Source organism: Dawidia soli (assembly GCF_018598185.1).
Classification (GTDB): domain Bacteria; phylum Bacteroidota; class Bacteroidia; order Cytophagales; family Cyclobacteriaceae; genus Ohtaekwangia; species Ohtaekwangia soli.
The window spans coordinates 65,724-83,631 of the sequence record NZ_JAHESC010000023.1; the positions used below are offsets into that span (position 1 = coordinate 65,724).

11 protein-coding genes are annotated in these 17,908 nt (G+C 54.1%); 7 read left to right on the forward strand and 4 right to left on the reverse strand.

What is annotated here, in order from left to right:
* Position 1: 1 nt before the first annotated feature.
* The 3 genes from KK078_RS16420 to KK078_RS16430 all read right to left on the reverse strand — a co-directional run bounded on the left by KK078_RS16420 (position 2) and on the right by KK078_RS16430 (position 4,338).
* Positions 2-1,690 (reverse strand): S8 family peptidase, encoded by a 1,689-nt coding sequence (locus tag KK078_RS16420; protein WP_254091384.1) that lies wholly within the window; start codon positions 1,688-1,690, stop codon positions 2-4.
* A 318-nt stretch (positions 1,691-2,008) separates the two neighbouring features.
* Positions 2,009-3,445, reverse strand: coding sequence for an aminotransferase-like domain-containing protein (locus KK078_RS16425; RefSeq protein ID WP_254091385.1), 1,437 nt, complete (start codon positions 3,443-3,445; stop codon positions 2,009-2,011).
* 290 nt (positions 3,446-3,735) lie between these two features.
* Positions 3,736-4,338 carry an RNA polymerase sigma factor gene (locus tag KK078_RS16430; RefSeq protein ID WP_254091386.1) on the reverse strand — a complete coding sequence of 201 codons (603 nt, stop codon included), beginning with the start codon at positions 4,336-4,338 and terminating at the stop codon, positions 3,736-3,738.
* Between the two features lie 462 nt (positions 4,339-4,800).
* Between KK078_RS16430 and KK078_RS16435 the strand changes: the two genes are divergently transcribed.
* From KK078_RS16435 to KK078_RS16465, 7 genes are all read left to right on the forward strand, one after another.
* Positions 4,801-5,901: a FecR family protein gene (locus KK078_RS16435; protein ID WP_254091387.1), complete on the forward strand. Its 1,101-nt coding sequence runs from the start codon at positions 4,801-4,803 to the stop codon at positions 5,899-5,901.
* Between the two features lie 213 nt (positions 5,902-6,114).
* On the forward strand, positions 6,115-9,534 hold the full coding sequence (locus KK078_RS16440; protein ID WP_254091388.1) for a TonB-dependent receptor: 3,420 nt from the start codon (positions 6,115-6,117) through the stop codon (positions 9,532-9,534).
* A gap of 14 nt (positions 9,535-9,548) precedes the next feature.
* On the forward strand, positions 9,549-11,420 hold the full coding sequence (locus KK078_RS16445; protein ID WP_254091389.1) for a RagB/SusD family nutrient uptake outer membrane protein: 1,872 nt from the start codon (positions 9,549-9,551) through the stop codon (positions 11,418-11,420).
* 31 nt (positions 11,421-11,451) lie between these two features.
* Positions 11,452-13,821: a T9SS type B sorting domain-containing protein gene (locus tag KK078_RS16450; protein ID WP_254091390.1), complete on the forward strand. Its 2,370-nt coding sequence runs from the start codon at positions 11,452-11,454 to the stop codon at positions 13,819-13,821.
* 8 nt (positions 13,822-13,829) lie between these two features.
* Complete coding sequence (locus tag KK078_RS16455; RefSeq protein ID WP_254091391.1) at positions 13,830-14,738, forward strand: PorP/SprF family type IX secretion system membrane protein; 909 nt, start codon at positions 13,830-13,832, stop codon at positions 14,736-14,738.
* An 82-nt stretch (positions 14,739-14,820) separates the two neighbouring features.
* A complete protein-coding gene (locus KK078_RS16460; protein ID WP_254091392.1) occupies positions 14,821-15,789 on the forward strand; it encodes a hypothetical protein in 969 nt (322 codons plus the stop codon).
* A gap of 12 nt (positions 15,790-15,801) precedes the next feature.
* Entirely contained in the window at positions 15,802-16,473 is a 672-nt protein-coding gene (locus KK078_RS16465) for a basic secretory family protein (RefSeq protein ID WP_254091393.1), read from the forward strand.
* Between the two features lie 136 nt (positions 16,474-16,609).
* Here KK078_RS16465 and KK078_RS16470 read toward each other — a convergent pair whose 3' ends face one another.
* Positions 16,610-17,878, reverse strand: coding sequence for a DUF1501 domain-containing protein (locus KK078_RS16470; RefSeq protein WP_254091394.1), 1,269 nt, complete (start codon positions 17,876-17,878; stop codon positions 16,610-16,612).
* Between the last annotated feature and the right edge of the window lie 30 nt (positions 17,879-17,908).

Genomic DNA, 17,908 nt, shown 5'->3' on the forward strand with positions numbered 1-17,908 from the left:
TTTATTTGCTTTTGGGCTGCGTCTTGATGGTAGCGGCCAGTCTGACGGCTTCATAAGCGTTCACCAGACCGCCCGTGTTGCTGAGGTCACTGAACGGCACCTCGTCGTGCGTGCCGGGCTTGATCACTTTCAGACCATCGAACTTGCGGGTAGACTGACGCAGGATGTCTTTTAATTGTGCGGCAGTCAGGTCGGGGAAGTAGGAGAGTACCACCGCGGCAACGCCGGCAGCGGCGGGGCTGGCCATGCTGGTGCCCTGCAGGTTTTCGTACGTGTTGTGGGGCGTAGTAGAATAGATCTGTACGCCGGGTGAGAACAGGTCTACTGTTTTCTTGCCGTAGTTCGAGAATGAGCCTACGAAGTTCGAGTCTGCACCGAAAGAGGAGGCGCCGATCTCCAGCCAGTTTTTGGCTTCGCCGCCCTTCAGGTATTTACGGTTGGGGAAGTTAGACTCGACGTCGGTGTTGTCGCCGTCGTTACCGGCTGCGTGCACGAGCAGAACGCCTTTTGACTCGGCGTATTTTACGGCCTTATCGACCAGCTCCTTGTTGGGCGAGAAGGCTTTGCCGAAGCTCATGTTGATGATCTTCGCGCCGTTGTCGGCTGCATAGATAATGGCGTTGGCTACGTCCTTGTCGCGTTCGTCACCGTTGGGCACAGCGCGTACGGACATGATGCGGACGTTGTCGGCAATGCCTCTCACGCCGATGTTGTTCTTGCGGTTGGCACCGATGATGCCGGCTACGTGTGTGCCGTGTTTGGGATCAGGGCCAGCTACATCGTTGTTGCCATAGTTCTTTTCGGTCATGTTCTTCGGATCGTCACCCACCACCGTGCGTGCGTTGAAGTCGAGGTTGTAACCGTAGTTTACGGCAGTGCCGAAGTGGTCTACCGCTTCCTTGAGCATGTCTACATAGCGTTGCAGACCTTCCAGAAACTCGCTGACGAGGATGTCTTCATCAATAGAGCCGAGCACTTCCGTCAGGATGGCTTTGGCCTGGCGCAGCGTGTCGCTGGTAGGGTTGATGGTCGTCAGGGTGGATTTGCTGAGCGGCTTGCCTACACTGCGGGAAAGAATGCTGTCGCAGAACGAGAGATTCTCCATGGCGCTGGCATACATGGTGTACTGGCCGTTGTATTCATCGTACTGATCCTTGTTGGCTTTGAAGTCGCGCTCGTATTTAAACTTCACGCGCTTCCAGTATTCATATTCGGCTTTGTCTTTTTTGCCCACTTTGGCCTCTTCGATGTTTTCGTATTTGGGTTTGAGGCGTTTGTATTCGCGGGTCACTTCATACGTGTCCTGGTCGACGTTCCCGTTCTTGCCGCCGATGAAGTTCCAGCCGTGTACGTCGTCGATGTAGCCGTTCTTGTCATCGTCGATACCGTTGCCGGGGATCTCGTCTTCGTTCGTCCAGATAATGTCTTTGAGGTCTTCATGGTCGATGTCGATGCCCGAATCGATCACTGCCACCAGTACCGTTTTAGAGGGTTTTCCTTTGAGGAGCGTGTTATAGGCCTTTTCGGCGCTGACGCCCTGCACATGGTCATCTTGCGGATCGCGTAAGAACCAGTCGGAAGGTGTCGTTATTGTATCTTCTTGTTGGTTTTCTGCCTGAAAGGCAGCTGCCCAATGGGCTGAGAGGGTCATAATTGCCGCAACTACCACCCCTGCTTTTCGTGTCATCATAAATCGTTGGTTTTCAAGTCAACAAGCGCGCAAGATAACGAGTTATGGTTTAAATCCGGTATCGTTTATATGCGCGGGTTGTTTTTTTAGAATCTGGCAAATCACGCGCCGATCTTACCTCGGTGACACCCCGGAAGAGACAAATCAGCGTCGCAACAGAGAATGTAGCAACTTTGATGACAGAAAACCGCTACGCCTATGATCCTCGTATTTACTTCAATAGTCGCGTTTTTTACCGTTTTTTTCGTGTGCGCCGGTAAGATGAACAACGATGTGACGTGGCCTGGATTGGTCCGGCTTTTTCCGCGTCTGGCGCGGTTATTTCCATTCGCGGACTAGTTTTCCGAGTGTTTTAATTCCTTCTTCCACACTTTCCGACCACGGTTCGCCGTAGCTGAGGCGGAAGCAATTCTCAAACCTGCCCTGTGTTGAAAAGATGGGGCCGGGCGCAATGCCGATGTTGTATTTCAGTGCCTTGCGGTGCAGCTTGTAAGCATCCACCTTTTTATTCATCTCCAGCCACAACGTAAAGCCTCCCGTCGGCCGCGTAACGCGCGTATCGTCCGGGAAATATTCGGCCACGGCCTGCTGATACCGCAGCGACTGCGTGTGCAGGGCCTTGCGCAAGTGCCGCAGGTGGAGCTCATACCGGCCGTTGCTGAGGAAGTTGGCGAGCGCCGCCTGCGTTAACGTATTGGTCGACACCGAGTGCATGCGTTTCAGGCGCATGAAGCGCTCCTTGAACTTGCCGGGGATCGTCCAGCCGATGCGATAACCGGGAGCCAGCGATTTGGAAAACGATGAGCAGTATAATACCAATCCTTTGCGATCAAACGATTTGCAGGTCCGGGGGCGCGTCTTGCCAAAATACATCTCGCCATAGATGTCGTCTTCTACGAGCGGAATGTCTTTCTTGGCCAGCATGTCCACGAGCTTTTTCTTGCGGTCGTCGGGCATGCAGCTACCCAGGGGGTTATTGAAGGTGTTTACAAACAGACAGGCTTTGATGTCGAAGCGTGGAATGGCTTGCTCCAGGTAATCGATGTCGATGCCCCGTGTGGGATCGGTGGGGATCTCGACCACTTTTAACCCGTGGCTTTCCATAACCTGGAAGATGGCGTAGTAAGTAGGTGTCTCAATTGCCACCGTGTCACCCGGTTTGGTAATGGCCTTCATACAAAGCGACATCGCTTCAACAGCGCCGGCGGTCACGACGATGTCGTCTTCGCTGGGTGTGCCCCCCCAGTTGAACGCCTGCCGGGCGATCTGTTTGCGCAGGGCGGCGTTGCCCTGCACGTTCTCATAATTCAGACAGCCGGTAGGAGAGTCGCGGATCGCTTGCATGGTAGCTTTGGCAAGCTTGGCTACCGGCAGCAGTTTAATAGAAGGTGTCGCGACGGAAAAATTGACGATGCCTTTTGCGTTGAGGTCAGAGTATACTTGCTTGATCATGTCGTCGACACTGACCGGCAATGCGTCATCGATGGGGTCGCTGATGCTGGGCAGCTCCAGCGCATGTTCGTGCGAGTGCTTAACATAGTAGCCCGATTGCGGGCGGGCTTCGATGAGGCCTTTGCTTTCGAGGAAGTAGTATGCCTGGAAGGCGGTGCTGAGGCTGATACCCTGTTCCTTGCTGAGGGCACGTACAGACAGAAGCTTATCACCCATCTTCAGCACCTTCTTTTCGATAAGCGATTCGATACGCTCCGCAACTTCAGCGTACTTATGATCGGGCTTTAATACGGTCTTTTCCATGGGATGTGTCGAGGGGATGTCAGCGAGCGTTAAGTTAAACTGATCTGCCCGAAATTGCTAGAATGGAAACTGTTTTTTGGCGTACCCAGCCCTGTGCATCAGGCCTGCAGTCTGCTAATGTGTTTCGCCCTTTCATGCTTGCCTGAAAGTGACACATAAAGCAGTAGAGGCCTTGGCAGACAGAGAGCCCTGAAGGGGCGTGACACATTAGGCTAAAGGCCTGGGTCTATAAAAACGAAACAAAAAGCCCTGAAAGGGCGAAACAGTTGATGTGCACTTCCGCCAACAAACTACTTCGTCAACTCATCTAAAAGAGCCAACAACATCACCGAAGAAATATGATGCTGCAGCCGATGGCGTATAAACTGCAATGCTGCGACCATTTGGTTTTTTACGGTGTTGGGAGAGATCTGCAAACGCTCCGCAATAGCCTCATGACTCAACCCTTCCACCTTTGCTAACTGAAAGATGTGCTTACGTTGCGGTGGCAGCAGCTCGACGGCTTGTTCGAGCAATGCTTCGTACTGCTTATCCAACACCGCTGCTTCACCGGCGTTGATGGACGGTGTCTCCTTTTTTGCGAATTCATAATTCGCGACGGCTTCTATGGCGAGTTTCTTTAAATGTTTGTAGGCCATGTTGCGCGTCATGGTTACGAGGTACACGTGCAGGTGCTGCACTTCCGTGAATTCCGTGCGTTTTTGCCAAAGCTTTGAAAAGATCTCTTGTACGATGTCTTCGGCCAGATCGGCCGATTGAAGATAACGATAGGCCACTTTATATATAGCGGGCCAATGCTTGTCATACAGTTGACGGAACGCCGTTTCGCTTCCCTGCGCCAGCAATGCTAGCACCTCATTTTCATGATATGAAATGGATTGCGTTGTTGGCATTAGGTTTAGCGACAGGATACATATTTAAATGATTCGCTTAACTAAAGCAAAACATTAAATTAAATTTTGATTCATTTCAATAAATGGTCGTGTGCGTGCGATGGTAGTCGCGTGATTCTATTGCCGACAGGAACTGCTCCCCGCGGTCCTGCTGACTTCTATGATTTGTTTATACAAAGGCGTCAGATAAGTTTTCGTAACGCCAGTCAATCCTGAAAGGGTGTAACACAATAGCCCAGGCCGGAGCGGCAGCAGAGGCCTTGGTAGACAACACGTAAGCCGAAAGGGCGTAACGATCCGGCGCACGCACATGAGCCCGGGACCAATCCCCAAAAAAATATTTTGACCCCGGATAGTCCTACCCTGTTCCTGAAAGACTCTTAGTATTAAAATGTGCCGAATTCTGTGTTTGGCATATTTTGAGTCAATAAATAAACCTAAAACCAATAAATATTTTGCTGCATGGCAAGTCGTTTTACCTTTTTGCTTGAACGTTACCTGGAAAATAAGGCCTCGGAGGCCGAACGATTGGAGCTCATGCAGTTGCTTTCCTCGGGACAATTTGAAGAGCAGATCAAGCAGAGTATTGCCGAACGATTGCGTGTCGAAATGCAGGCCGATCCTGTTGTGCAAGATGATGTTCTGCTGGCAAACAATGCGTATGATCGTGCGCAGCAGATCGTAGACCGTATCCTTTCGCAAGAGCGTCCGGAGGCAGAGGTCGTGCCCTTGCACCCCGCCACATCGCCCAAACGTTGGTGGTTCGCTGCCGCGGCTGCGGCTGCGATACTATCGGCGGCCAGCTATATACTATGGATGACACCGCAGGCTGTGGAGCATCAGTTTACCGCGAAGAACCCCGTACACACCGTATGGGAAGAGGTAAACCAGGGTACTGCGCAGCGTTGGGTAATGCTGGATGACAGCACGCGTGTGACCTTGCAACCGGGTGCCCACCTGATCTATCCCATTCATTTTTCTACTGCTAAACGCGAAGTATACCTCACGGGTGAAGCCTTCTTTGAAGTGACCAAAGACCCGTCGCGTCCCTTCTTTGTTTATAGTAAGACGCTGGTGACCGAGGTGGTAGGTACCAGCTTCAGGGTGCGTGCCGACAATACGTTGCAAGGCAGCGAAGTGGCGGTGGTAACGGGCAAGGTGAGCGTGGCACAGAACGAGGAGGACAAAAATCTGCTGCAACGGCTTATGCCGGGACGCAGGAAGGTGATGCTCACGCCGAACCATCGTGCCGTGTATCAACGCGAAACCGAAGAGCTGGTGGTGAAGCTGGTGGAAAAACCGCTGCCGTTGGCCGCAGACCATGTGAAAACTAACGCCTTTCGCTTTCACTCGGCGTCGCTGGCGCTGGTGTTGAGAGATCTATCCTATGCTTACGGAATCGAGATCGTGGCGCAGAACGCACGCATAAACCAATGCACGTTTACGGGCGATCTGTCAGAGACCGACGACCTATACACACGCCTGGAGCTGATCTGCCAGTCGATCGGGGCTTCCTACGTCGTACGCGACGCAAAGATCCTGATCACGGGCAACGGCTGCTGAGCGGCCAGGATCCTAGTACAAACCTAACCCAAACCTATGCAGAAAGACCAATACCAGAATCCAACCTGATAGCAAAAAGAAAGCCGGCAATGTGGGGACATCGCCAGCTTTTAAACTACCCAGGGTAGTTGTTTTGTCCGGACTTATCACATCAAGAACAAAACTTTCTAATTTATGAAAAAGAAGCGAATTGTTGCTTTACTAAAGACAACAATGAGAATATCTATTATCCAGATTGTACTTGCGGCGGGCTTCACCTGCAGTGCACTGGCCGGCAGTGTTGAGGCCCAGATACTCGATAAACCGATTTCCCTCTCCTTATATCAGACCCGGATGGAGCAAGTATTGCTCCAGATCCAGCAGATGACGGACGTGAAATTTGTTTACAGCCCGTCCATTGTCGAAATCGAAAAGAAGATCTCTGTAAATGTTACCGACCGCAAGCTCAGTGCGGTGCTGGATGAGATCCTGAAGCCCAGCGCCATTCAGTACAAGCTGATCAACGACTATATTTTGTTGTATCGCAACGCGCCGGTGCCGGTCGAAGAGCAGAAGCCCGGCAAGGCGGAATCAGCCGATCATTCCAACATCGACGAAAATGACTGGAAGCTGCTGCAGTTTACCGTGAAGGGGCGCGTGACCGATGACGCCAACGAGCCGCTGCCGGGGGTGAGCATTTTACTGAAAGGCACGATCCTGGGTACGACCACGGACGCCAACGGTGAATATACCATCGCCGTGCCCGACGACATGGCGTCGACCGGTGTGCTGGTGGTTTCTTTCATCGGTTATACCAAGCAGGAAATTGCGATCGGAAGCCAATCGGTGGTGAACGTACAGCTGGCGTCGGACATCACGTCGCTGGGTGAAGTAGTGGTGGTGGGGTTTGGTGAGCAACGTAAGATCAGCGTGGTGGGCGCGAACGCCGAGGTGAAGGTGGACGAGCTCAAGCAACCGGTAGCCAATATCGGTACGATGCTGGCCGGTCGGGTAGCCGGTGTTGTACAGGTGCAGCGGTCGGGTGAGCCGGGCCGCGACGGTGCCAACATTTGGATCCGCGGTATTTCCAGCTGGCCCGACTTCGGCGGTGTATCGCCGCTGATCCTCATCGACGGTGTGGAACGAAGCCTCGACAATATCGATCCGGAAGATGTCGAATCGTTTAACATTCTGAAAGATGCGTCGGCCACGGCCGTGTACGGCATGCGGGGTGCGAACGGCGTGATCCTGATCAAAACAAAAACGGGTAAGATCGGCAAGACCAAGATCGACTTTAACTACTCGCAAGGTGTTACCAGCTTTACGCGTGTGCCCGACCTGGCCGATGGCCCTACGTTCATGCGGCTGACGAACGAGGCGTTGACGACGCGCGGCGACACGCCCAAGTATACCCAAGAACAGATCGATGGTACCGTGTCGGGCGAAGATCCCTACGTATACCCTAATGTAGACTGGTACGACGCCGTCTTTAACAATACCGCCCGGAATCGCAAAATAAATCTGAATGCCCATGGCGGCAACGACCGCGCTACCTACTACATCTCGCTGGGTTACTACAACGAAGAAGGGTTTTTTAAGACGGAAGGCCTGGAGCAGTATAACTCTACCACCAGTTTTACCCGTTACAATTTTACGAGTAACCTCGATTTTGAGCTCAGCCGCACAACCCAACTGATGCTTGGTGTGCAAGGGTATATTTCTGAAGCGAACTATCCCGGCGAAACATCGGAAGATGTTTTTCAGCAGATCATGTATACCTCGCCGGTGGCCTATCCCATTATGTACCCGGGCGGGCTCGTGCCGGGTCGTGAGACCAACGGTGACTTCCGTAACCCCTACGCCGACATCACACAGCGGGGCTACCGCAACAATTTCCGTAACCAGCTGTTCTCCAACGTGCGGCTCACGCAAGACCTGAAGGCGATTACACCCGGACTGAGTTTTACCACAATGTTTAGCTTTGACGCCTGGAACCGCCACGATATCGAGCGTAAGAAAAGAAAGGATACCTACTTTGTCGATCCCAACGATCCACGCAATCCCGATGGATCACTCAACCTCAACCTCACCTACACGTCAACCAGCAACACCCTGGCGTATAATCGCATTACCGCGGGGAATCGCCGCTACTATACCGAGTCGGCCCTGAATTACAATCGCACCTTTGGCAAGCACGTCGTGACCGGCATGCTGCTGTACAACCAGTCCGACTACACAAACATAGTACCGACAGACTCGGACGACGATAACTTCACCAACTCCATTCCCTTTCGTACACGTGGTCTGGCCGGTCGGATCACCTACTCGTTTATGGATCGTTATTTCGTAGAAGTAAACGGAGGCTACAACGGTTCCGAAAACTTTGCCCCCAGCCGTCGGTATGGTTTCTTTCCGTCCTATGCGGTGGGCTGGCTTATTTCAGAGGAGGCATTTTTTGAGCCGATCCGAAATGCGGTTCCCTTCCTGAAGGTCCGTTTCTCAGACGGCCTTGTCGGCATCGCCGGCGGTGGCCGCCGGTTTGGTTATCTCACAATCCTCGACAACGAAGACAAGCCAGGCTATTGGTATGGAACACCGGGAAATAGCAGAGAGATCAGAGGTATCGAGATCAGTGATTACGGCGTGGATGTCGGGTGGGCCAAAGCAAGGAAGACCAACCTCGGCATTGACATCCGAACCTGGCAAGAGCGGGTTTCCCTTACGGTCGACCTCTGGAAAGAACACCGAACCGACATATTCTTACAGCGCGGTGTAGTGCCCGACTATATCGGTCTCTACAACCTGCCGTGGGGTAACCTGGGCGTAGTGGATAATAAAGGTATTGATATCGCTTTGAATGTTACCGACCTGAAGCTCGGGCAGACAACCTGGTCACTGCGTGGCAATTTCAACTATAACCGCGACGAAGTGATTGAGAACGACCAACCTAAACAGCCGTACCCCTGGTTGGAGAAGCGAGGTTCGAACGTGCTGGCCTATTGGGGGTTCCAGGCGGAAGGACTTTTCGAAAGCCAGGAGGAAATTGACAATCACGCCGTGCAGAACTTTGGTCCGATAGCGCCCGGAGACATCAAGTATAAGGATATGAACGGTGATAACATCATCAACAATCTCGACCGGGTAAAAATTGGCATTGGTGACGTTCCGCGCATGACATACGGGTTTGGGTTTACCATGCTCTGGAAAGGATTTGATGCCGGCGCATTCTTTCAAGGGACCGCGGAGGCCGATCGTGCCATCAGCGGTATGGCTGTGCAACCTTTCTCACAGGCTGCTGGCGCAGGAAACGTCTATGCCATCGCGACAGACCGGTGGACGGAAGAGAATCCCTCACAGGATGTCACCTATCCACGCCTGGCGTATGGTACAGAATATTCGAATAACACCCAGCCTAGCTCTTGGTGGGTACGCGACATGAGCTTTCTCCGCCTGAAAACGGCCGAGATCGGGTATACGCTGCGCTCCGAGCTGTTGCGTTCGATCGGCATCAACAACACGCGCTTTTACGTGATGGGGGTGAACCTGCTAACCTTCAGCAAATTCAAAATGTGGGATCCTGAACTCAACACCGGCAATGGAACGAGATATCCGAATGTGCGGACGATCTCGGTCGGTGTTAATGTATCACTCTAAATTCAACAGCATTTATGAAACTGACAATAATAAAGCTCTGCCTGGCAGGGGTCATGGTCGTGAGCGTGTGTTCTTGCGAGGAGGGTTTCCTCGACCAGGTGCCTGACGACCGCCTCACCGAAGCCGACGTCTTTATCAATAAAAACAATACGGAAATGTTTCTGGCCAATATCTACGCCAACATTCCCGATGAAATGGCGCAGCGATTTGTGACCACCGGCAACGGTCACGGTAACTCAGGTCCATGGACAGGCGGTTCTGACGAGGCGGAGTATGCTCCGTGGAGCACCGTACCGAACGAGATCAATATCGGTAACTGGAATGCCAACAGCAGCTGGGTCGAAACGTTCTGGCGTCGCTATTACCAGGGCATCCGCAACGCAACGTACTTCATGGCAAACGTCGATAAATGCGTACCGTGCCGGGAGCCTCTGGTAAACCAATACAAAGCAGAGGCACGTGCCCTCCGCGCCTTGTACTATTATTACCTCATGCGCATGTTCGGTCCCGTCATTCTGCTGGGCGACGAAGTTGTTCCCCCCGATGCCGGACTGGAAGATGTGGTGTTACCCCGTAGCTCGTTCGACGAGTGCGTAGACTACGTGGTAAGCGAAATGGATGCTGCTGCGCAGGCGCTGCCCAATGCCCCTGCCGGCCTTAGCTCCTACGGTCGCATGACCCGAAGCATCATGCTGGCCATGAAACAGGAAGTGCTCCTCATGGCAGCCAGTCCGTTGTTTAACGGAAACACCGACTATGCCGAGCTGAAAAACATCGACGGCAAACAGCTCATCCCCCAGGATTATTCCCCGGCTAAATGGCAACGCGCGGCGGAGGCAGCAAAAGCCTATATCAACGAGTTCGTACCGACGTACCACGACCTGTATCGCAAGAACGACGCCGGCGGAAATTTCAGTGCATTCCTCTCCTGCCGGGATGTGGTGCTCGACAGTTGGAACACCGAGTGGATCTTCGGTCGCCCGGGCAGCGACGTAACAACGCGCCAGTACGACATGACACCCTACCACTCCGGTGCACTCGATGTGAGCCGCGGCGGCGGTGGCCTGGGCGTAACACAGAAAATGGTCGATGCATACTTCATGGCCAACGGCACCAGCCCCGTACTGGGCTACAATGACGACGGTACACCCATTGTTAACCCCGCTTCCGGCTACCTAACAACCGGAACGAGTTCATTCCGTGCGCCCGACGATACCCAGGCACGCACGATCTACAACCAGTGGGTAAACCGCGAGCCGCGCTTCTATGTGGGCATTACCTACGACGGCCGCCTGTGGATCAATCCCAATACACCCGGCCTGATCACCTACACCCGTAAGACCGGTAACTCCGGCGCCAGCCAAAGCCAGTGGGACTTCAGCCCCACGGGGTACATTGCGCGGAAGAATATGATCGTAGGCGATCGTGGTGTAGGCGGTCGTGCGCTCGTGTTATACCGGTTGGCAAATGTCTACCTCAACTATGCGGAGGCCCTCAACGAATACGACCCCGGTAACCCCGAGATCGTGAATTACCTCAACAAGATTCGCGACCGTGCTGGCATTCCCGGCTATGGCGACGAACCGGAAGTTCCCATCCCGGCATCGCAGGAAGAAATGCGGGAGGCGATCCGCAAAGAGCGTCGTGTGGAGTTTGCCTTCGAGAGCGTGCGCTGGTTCGATACACGTCGCTGGAAGATCGCAGAAGAGACCGACAACGGGGCGCAGTATGGATTGGACATCAATTCAGACCCGCCGAACTTCTACAACGTCGTGCGTTTCGAGACCCGTGTGTTCGAGAAGAAACACTACCTGTTCCCGATACCGCTGGACGAAACCCTGATCAATAATCTATTGGTGCAGAATACAGGTTGGTCCGCGAACTAAGCGGACCGACCCTCATCCAAAATAACCTATCATGAGAAGATTATTATACCTCATCACACCCTTGCTGTGTGCAGGGCTGCTCGTGCCGGCGATTGGCCTGCACGCGCAGGATATCATCGGTTTGGGCGGCACCGTGACCGGGCAATTCGCGGGCAACGGTGCCAACGAGGCGGTCGAGAAAGTGGTCGACAAAAATACCGCATCGAAATACCTGACGTTCAACGCCGCGCCGCTTTGGATCATGTGGCAATGCAATACGCCTCAGGCGGCGGCGCAATATGCGCTGACATCAGGTAACGACTCGCCGGAGCGCGATCCGAAGGACTGGACATTCGAAGGGTCGAACAACGGCACGGACTGGACCGTACTCGACACACGTACCGGGGAGGATTTCAGCGGACGCGGTATGACGAAGACCTATACGTTTTCCAACAGCACGAATTATACCTACTACCGGTTGAATGTCGCGCAGATGCTCGATCCCGGCTCGACCATCTTTCAGATGGCCGAGTGGGGTATTGCGGGCTCCAATCCTCCCGATGCGCCGTCGGGCCTGGTGGTGAAGACCACCGGGGGACAGGAAACGATCCTGAAGTGGACGGACAACGCCGCTACCGAAAGCGGCTTTGAGATCGTACGTTCCGAAAACGGAACGGACTTTGTGAACGCAGGCGCCGTGGCGGCGAACACAACCACGTTCGCAGACCAGGGCGTGGTGGCCGGCACGCAGTATTATTACAAAGTACGGGCTGTAAACGCCTTTGGCGGATCAACGTATACACCGGCCGTTTCTGTTACGACGATGACCCCGACAGGCAGGCTGGTCGATCTTACCGACGACGGCGGAACGATCACGGTGAAATACGAAAACGGCGATAACGCGGCTGAGACGAGCGACAAGCTGATCGACAACGGTTTTTCATCCAAGTACCTCATTCCGAACGGTAACCCGTTGCCCTATTGGTTCCGCTACGAGTCGACTACGGGCGCGGATATACTGCTGACAAAATATACGCTTACGTCCGGCGGTGATGCTGCCGGCCGTGATCCGAAAGACTGGGTGCTGGAAGGCTCCAACAATGGTACGAGCTGGACGGTAGTCGATACACGCACGGGTTTTTTGTTTGCCTCCCGCAATCAAACCGTCGCCTTTGTACTGGCAACGCCGGTGCAGTACAAGTATTATCAGATAACCGTAACGGTCAATAATGGCAGTACGACGATACCGGGACAGATCTCCGAGTGGGAACTGTGGGGTGTTGATCCCAACGCGCCGCCGCTGCCCGCAAACATCACGGCAACACCGCTCTCCAAGACGGTGGCCGAGCTTACCTGGGAGGACGTAGCCACGAACGAGACCGGTTACGAGATCTTCCGTTCCGACAACGGCGTTGACTTTACATCCATCAAAAAGACGGGTCCTGACGAGGTAACCTATACCGATCCCGGGCGCCGCGGGGGACTTACGTACTATTACCGTATCCGCACGCTGTACGGCACAAACGCGACGACTATTCTTTCGGCGATCACCTCCGTAACAATGCCCGGACAAAATGCGGCGCCGACCCTTGACGCCGTGGCCGACATTCGCACCTGTAATGCGTCGGTGGACCACGTCATCGCGTTGGCGGGGATCACTCCGGGTGAGGGCGACGACGATCAGCAGGTGGCCTTGTCTGTTACGATCAGAGACGGCGATGAAACGTTATTTGAAAAAGTACCGGCTGTAACCGAGATCGTTGATGGCAAAGCTACATTGTCTTTTAAGCTCAACCCCGAAGCAGATGCAGGTACCGTTGTTTTGAAAGTGCAGGTGAAGGACGACGGCGGCACGGGTAACAACGGTGTGGACACAGTTGTATATAATGTTCAGGTCGTCTTTGATCCGCTGCCGGTGGCGGTGGGCCTGGATGCAAGCCTGCCGCTGCAGCGCGGCACCACGATCCAACTGAAGGCTACGGGTGCCGAGCAGTATGCATGGGAAGAAGGCCCCGGGATCATTGCCGGTTCTTCTACCGACGTGCTGACCGTACGCCCTACGCAAGGGTATAGCTATGTCGTAACCGGTAAAAATGCCGAAGGTTGCGAGCGCAATGCTTCGTTCTTTGTGGGCATTGACGGCAGCTATGCGCTCGATCCTACCAATATCCTGACACCCGACCAGGATGGTAAGAACGATACATGGGTAGTGTGGAACATCCATATCTTTCCGGGCAACCGGGTGAGTGTATACGACCGCGCGGGCAAGCGTGTGTTCGACATGGAAGACTATACAAACGATTGGACCGGTACCTATCAGGGCTCGCCGCTGGCCAACGGTGTATACTTCTATGTCATCGAACCCGGCGCAGGCATCAAACCGCTGAAGGGTTCTCTTACCATCATTCGCTACGATAAATAAAGACTATCATGAAAAACATTTCTATACGACTGTGGTTTGTGGCAGGAGGGGTGCTGATCGGCACGATGGCTAGCCTGCCGGCACAAGCGCAATTAAATCCTCCGGCGGCGATCTACTTTCAGAACCAATACCTGGCCAATCCGGCCTGGGCGGGTGCTGAAGAAGGAGCGACGATAAACCTGGGCTATCGTCGGCAGTGGAACGACATCGAGCAGGCGCCTGTAACGCAGTACCTGAGCGGTGTCTATAAATTTGACGAGAAGGCCGGCGTCGGCGCGGTGCTCTATAGCGAAAAGGCCGGCCTGCTGCGACGCACAAAGGTTATGGCTTCCTATGGCTATCATTTATCGCTGGCCACGGAACGCACCCTGCACCTGGGGCTGTCGGCCGGCGTGATGAGCGAAAAGATCAGCACCAGTGACCTGCACGGCGACCTGGACGATCCCACGGTCATGCAGTTCAACGACCGCGGCCTGTATGTTGATGGCGACTTTGGGATTGCTTTTACAGACCATCGCTTTACGCTGCAGGCGTCGGTTCCCAACATCCGGTCGACGTTCGAAAACGATGAGAACCCCGTGGACAAGTCGCTCTTCTTTGCCGCCGCCAGCTACGTTTGGGTGTTTGAGCGTGCAGTCAATACCGTGCGGCTGGAACCCAAGGTAGCCTTTCGGGGAGTGAAGGGTCACGATAACATCGTCGACGTGGGCGCCGATGTACGCCTGGAGAACCAGCGCTTGAACTTCTTCGCATTGTACCACACGACCAAGAATGCCACGCTGGGCGCAGGCCTGGAGGTGATCGAACGGTTGACCCTGACGGCCATGTTCACCTCGGAAACAAGTGGTCTGCGGGAGTATGGTGGCGGGACGTTTGAATTTGGCCTAAAAGGAAAATTGTTGGGTAAGGAAAAATAAGTATGCCAGGATAAAGGCCGGCGGATCTTCCTCCGGCCTTTTTAGGGTACCCGTGACTTTTATTGACTTAATCTGTGAACACATGATACGGAAATTTCAAGTAGGTTTGCTATGCCTGCTCTTTTGGGCTATGGGCAGCACGATGGTGGCCTGTAGCGGTGGCGAAGACGAAGAGCCCGTTGTAGAGACTCCGGATCCGGATGGCGAAGAAGAGGAGGAGGAAGAGACGTTGTCGGTGCCGCCGGAATCGTGGACGGAACACTGGCACGATCATCGCCAGGTATTGGAACGTGTATATTACGACGACGACCTGGTGGTGTATTTTGATAAAGATGTAGATCGTTCGGTGCGGTGGCCTTTTCAATACGTAGGCGATGTATGGCGCTATACCAAAAAGACCTATGGCGGTTATGGTGACGACCCGAGGCTGTACGCGGTATTCCACACCGGCCGTCATAGCGGGGGACACCCGGGGTATTACTTTGACGCATCGCACGATTACCACAATGCCATCGACTGTGGCGACGGAACCTGGTTGACGCAGGCCGGTAATATCGACCTCCCCACCCACGAGGTATTTCACATTGTAGAGTCGGCCAGCTTTGGTGCGAAGGGCTCGCCGGGCTTTGGTGATCCGCCGAACGGTGTCTGGGGCGACAGTAAGTTTGCCGAGATCTATCAGTACGATGTATACCTGGGCTTGGGCTTGACGGATGAAGCCAACCGGTGGAAAGACCACGTGATGAACCAGGTCAATAACAACCCGAAAGCGCTTACATACTGGTTCCGCGATTGGTTCTATCCGATCTATACCAAGTATGGTAAGACAAAGGTGCTGGTGGAATACTTTAAGCTTCAGGCGAAATATATCCCCAAGGACGCCAACAATCACTTTACCCGGCAGATGAACTGGGGCGAGTTTGTGCACTTCTTCAGCGGCGCCGCCAAAACAGACTTGCTGGAGACGGCCAAGACCGCATTCGGCTGGACGACGGAAATGGAGGGTCAGCTGTACCAGGCAAAGATCGATTTTCCCGATATTACCTACTAATTGTATTTATATATGAAAAACTGTTCTATTGCTTTGTTGTTATGGGTGTTGTCGGTATGCGGCGTGCAGGCGCAAACCCCCGAGGTCTTTCGTGAGAAAGGCTATACGCTGAATTTTATCAATCAGGATCCGTCGTTTGATCCCGCGGTGAAGGCCCGCCTGATCAAGACGTTCTTTGAAGTATACCCGGTGTTGGTAGATCAATACAACAAAGCCTCACTTAAAGAAGTGACATTCTTCGTAGACACCACCTACAAAGCCGTAGCCGAAGCGGGCGGCGGTCGCGTGCGGTTCAGTCCCGGATGGTTCAAGGCACATCCCGGCGACATCGACGTCGTCACCCACGAAGTAATGCACATCGTGCAGTCCTATCCGCACCGCGCAGGCCCCGGATGGCTCACCGAAGGCATCGCCGACTACGTACGCTACGCCTACGGCGTCGACAACCAGGGCGCAGGTTGGTCGCTACCCGCCTATAATCCGAGTCAGCACTACACAAACGCCTACCGCATCACCGCCCGCTTCCTCGCATGGCTGGAAAAAGACATAAAACCCGGCCTGGTAAAAACATTAGACAACGCCATGCGCACCAACACCTACACCGCCGACATCTGGAGCAAGCAAACCGGCAAGACCCTCGATGACCTCTGGACAGCCTATACCACACAAGCCAGCAAAAGCTGAAATATAGGCCGGAGCAAACAGCCCCGAAGGGGCGTGATACAACAGCCCAGGCTAAAGGCCTGGGTCTGCAAATGCGAGTAAAAGCATAGCCCTGTAAGGGCGTAACAATTCGAAGCACGTAGGCTATAGCCCGGTGTCATGCTCTATGCATGACACCGATTTTTTTACCGTTCCACTCCGGAAACAACACATCCTTGTTTTGAATGTCCAGATGCACACCGGCAACCTCACTAAATATACTCCGGAAGTCCGTCGTTACCGCCAGATCACGTCCATCCTCCAGATTCTCGACCGCCAGCGGCTGCATCGCCCCGTGTACCAATCCTCCCTTCACATCATTTCCGATAATAAAAGAACACGAGGCACGCCCATGATCGGTACCCCGCGTACCGTTCTGTTTTACCGTGCGTCCAAATTCCGTCATGGTGAGAACCGTGACATCATCCTGCCGTGCGGCCAGGTCGGCCCAGAAAGCGGCAATGCTGTTGCTGAAGTCTTGTGCGTTACGGGCAAAGGCGCCATTGCCGGTACCTTGGTTAAAGTGGGTATCCCAACCACCTGATTCAGCAAAGGCCACTTCGAGGCCGACATCCATCTTGATAAGCTGTGCGATCTGTCTCAACGATGTGCCCAACGCTGTGGCCGGATATACCACCCCCGCGGCGGGTGTATACCTGCCCGTTTGTACCTGCTGCAGCATCTTCATGGCTTCGAAGCTTTCTTTGCCCGTTTGTTTGAGCAGCACGGACGAGGTCTGATCGTATAAGCTCTCAAAGCTCTGGGCGGTGGTGGAAAGATCTACCGGCGTGCCTTTAGATTGCAGGGCAAAGTCTTTGAGATCGTGTATAGCCAGGGCCGGCTGATCGCCATAAAGCGAACGGGGCATCGCAGGCGTCAGGCTGACCGCCTGGAACGGCGAGGCGTCGTGCCCCAGCAAGCCCACGGCGCGATTGAGCCAGCCGCTGGTGGTAGCTTTACTGAACGGTGTGCCAGACTCCATATAGTCCTGGGCGTCGAAGTGCGAGCGCGTGTTGTTGGGGGAACCCATGCCGTGTACGATCGCCAGCCGCTTTTCGCGAAAGAGTGGCTCGAAGGCTTGCATCGCCGGATGCAGGCCGAAGCTGCCGTCGAGATCCATCAAGGCTTTACCCGTGCCGTTGCGGGCGGGCGACATAAAGAGGTCGGGGCGTGCAGCGCGCAGGTATGGATCGTTGAACGGGCATACGGCCATGAGCCCGTCCATGGCGCCGCGTTGGAAGATACACACCAGTATTTTGTTACGTTTATACAGGCCAGTACGTTTTTGACTGTCGGCGGCACGGGCCATAAAGCCGGGCACGCCGCCGAGGCCTATTCCCACCAGGGCCAGGCCGCCTGCTTTTAGAAATGCTCTTCGGGATGTCATCGGTCGATGTTGTTTTGTTTACAGAATAGC

Excerpts from the sequence above, each read along its gene's own strand:
- KK078_RS16435 (WP_254091387.1), top strand. The coding sequence starts at position 4,801 with ATGGCAAGTCGTTTTACCTTTTTGCTTGAACGTTACCTGGAAAATAAG.
- KK078_RS16465 (WP_254091393.1), top strand. The coding sequence starts at position 15,802 with ATGAAAAACTGTTCTATTGCTTTGTTGTTATGGGTGTTGTCGGTATGC.
- KK078_RS16420 (WP_254091384.1), bottom strand. The coding sequence starts at position 1,690 with ATGATGACACGAAAAGCAGGGGTGGTAGTTGCGGCAATTATGACCCTC.
- KK078_RS16455 (WP_254091391.1), top strand. The coding sequence starts at position 13,830 with ATGAAAAACATTTCTATACGACTGTGGTTTGTGGCAGGAGGGGTGCTG.
- KK078_RS16430 (WP_254091386.1), bottom strand. The coding sequence starts at position 4,338 with ATGCCAACAACGCAATCCATTTCATATCATGAAAATGAGGTGCTAGCA.
- KK078_RS16470 (WP_254091394.1), bottom strand. The coding sequence starts at position 17,878 with ATGACATCCCGAAGAGCATTTCTAAAAGCAGGCGGCCTGGCCCTGGTG.
- KK078_RS16450 (WP_254091390.1), top strand. The coding sequence starts at position 11,452 with ATGAGAAGATTATTATACCTCATCACACCCTTGCTGTGTGCAGGGCTG.
- KK078_RS16425 (WP_254091385.1), bottom strand. The coding sequence starts at position 3,445 with ATGGAAAAGACCGTATTAAAGCCCGATCATAAGTACGCTGAAGTTGCG.
- KK078_RS16460 (WP_254091392.1), top strand. The coding sequence starts at position 14,821 with ATGATACGGAAATTTCAAGTAGGTTTGCTATGCCTGCTCTTTTGGGCT.
- KK078_RS16440 (WP_254091388.1), top strand. The coding sequence starts at position 6,115 with ATGAGAATATCTATTATCCAGATTGTACTTGCGGCGGGCTTCACCTGC.
- KK078_RS16445 (WP_254091389.1), top strand. The coding sequence starts at position 9,549 with ATGAAACTGACAATAATAAAGCTCTGCCTGGCAGGGGTCATGGTCGTG.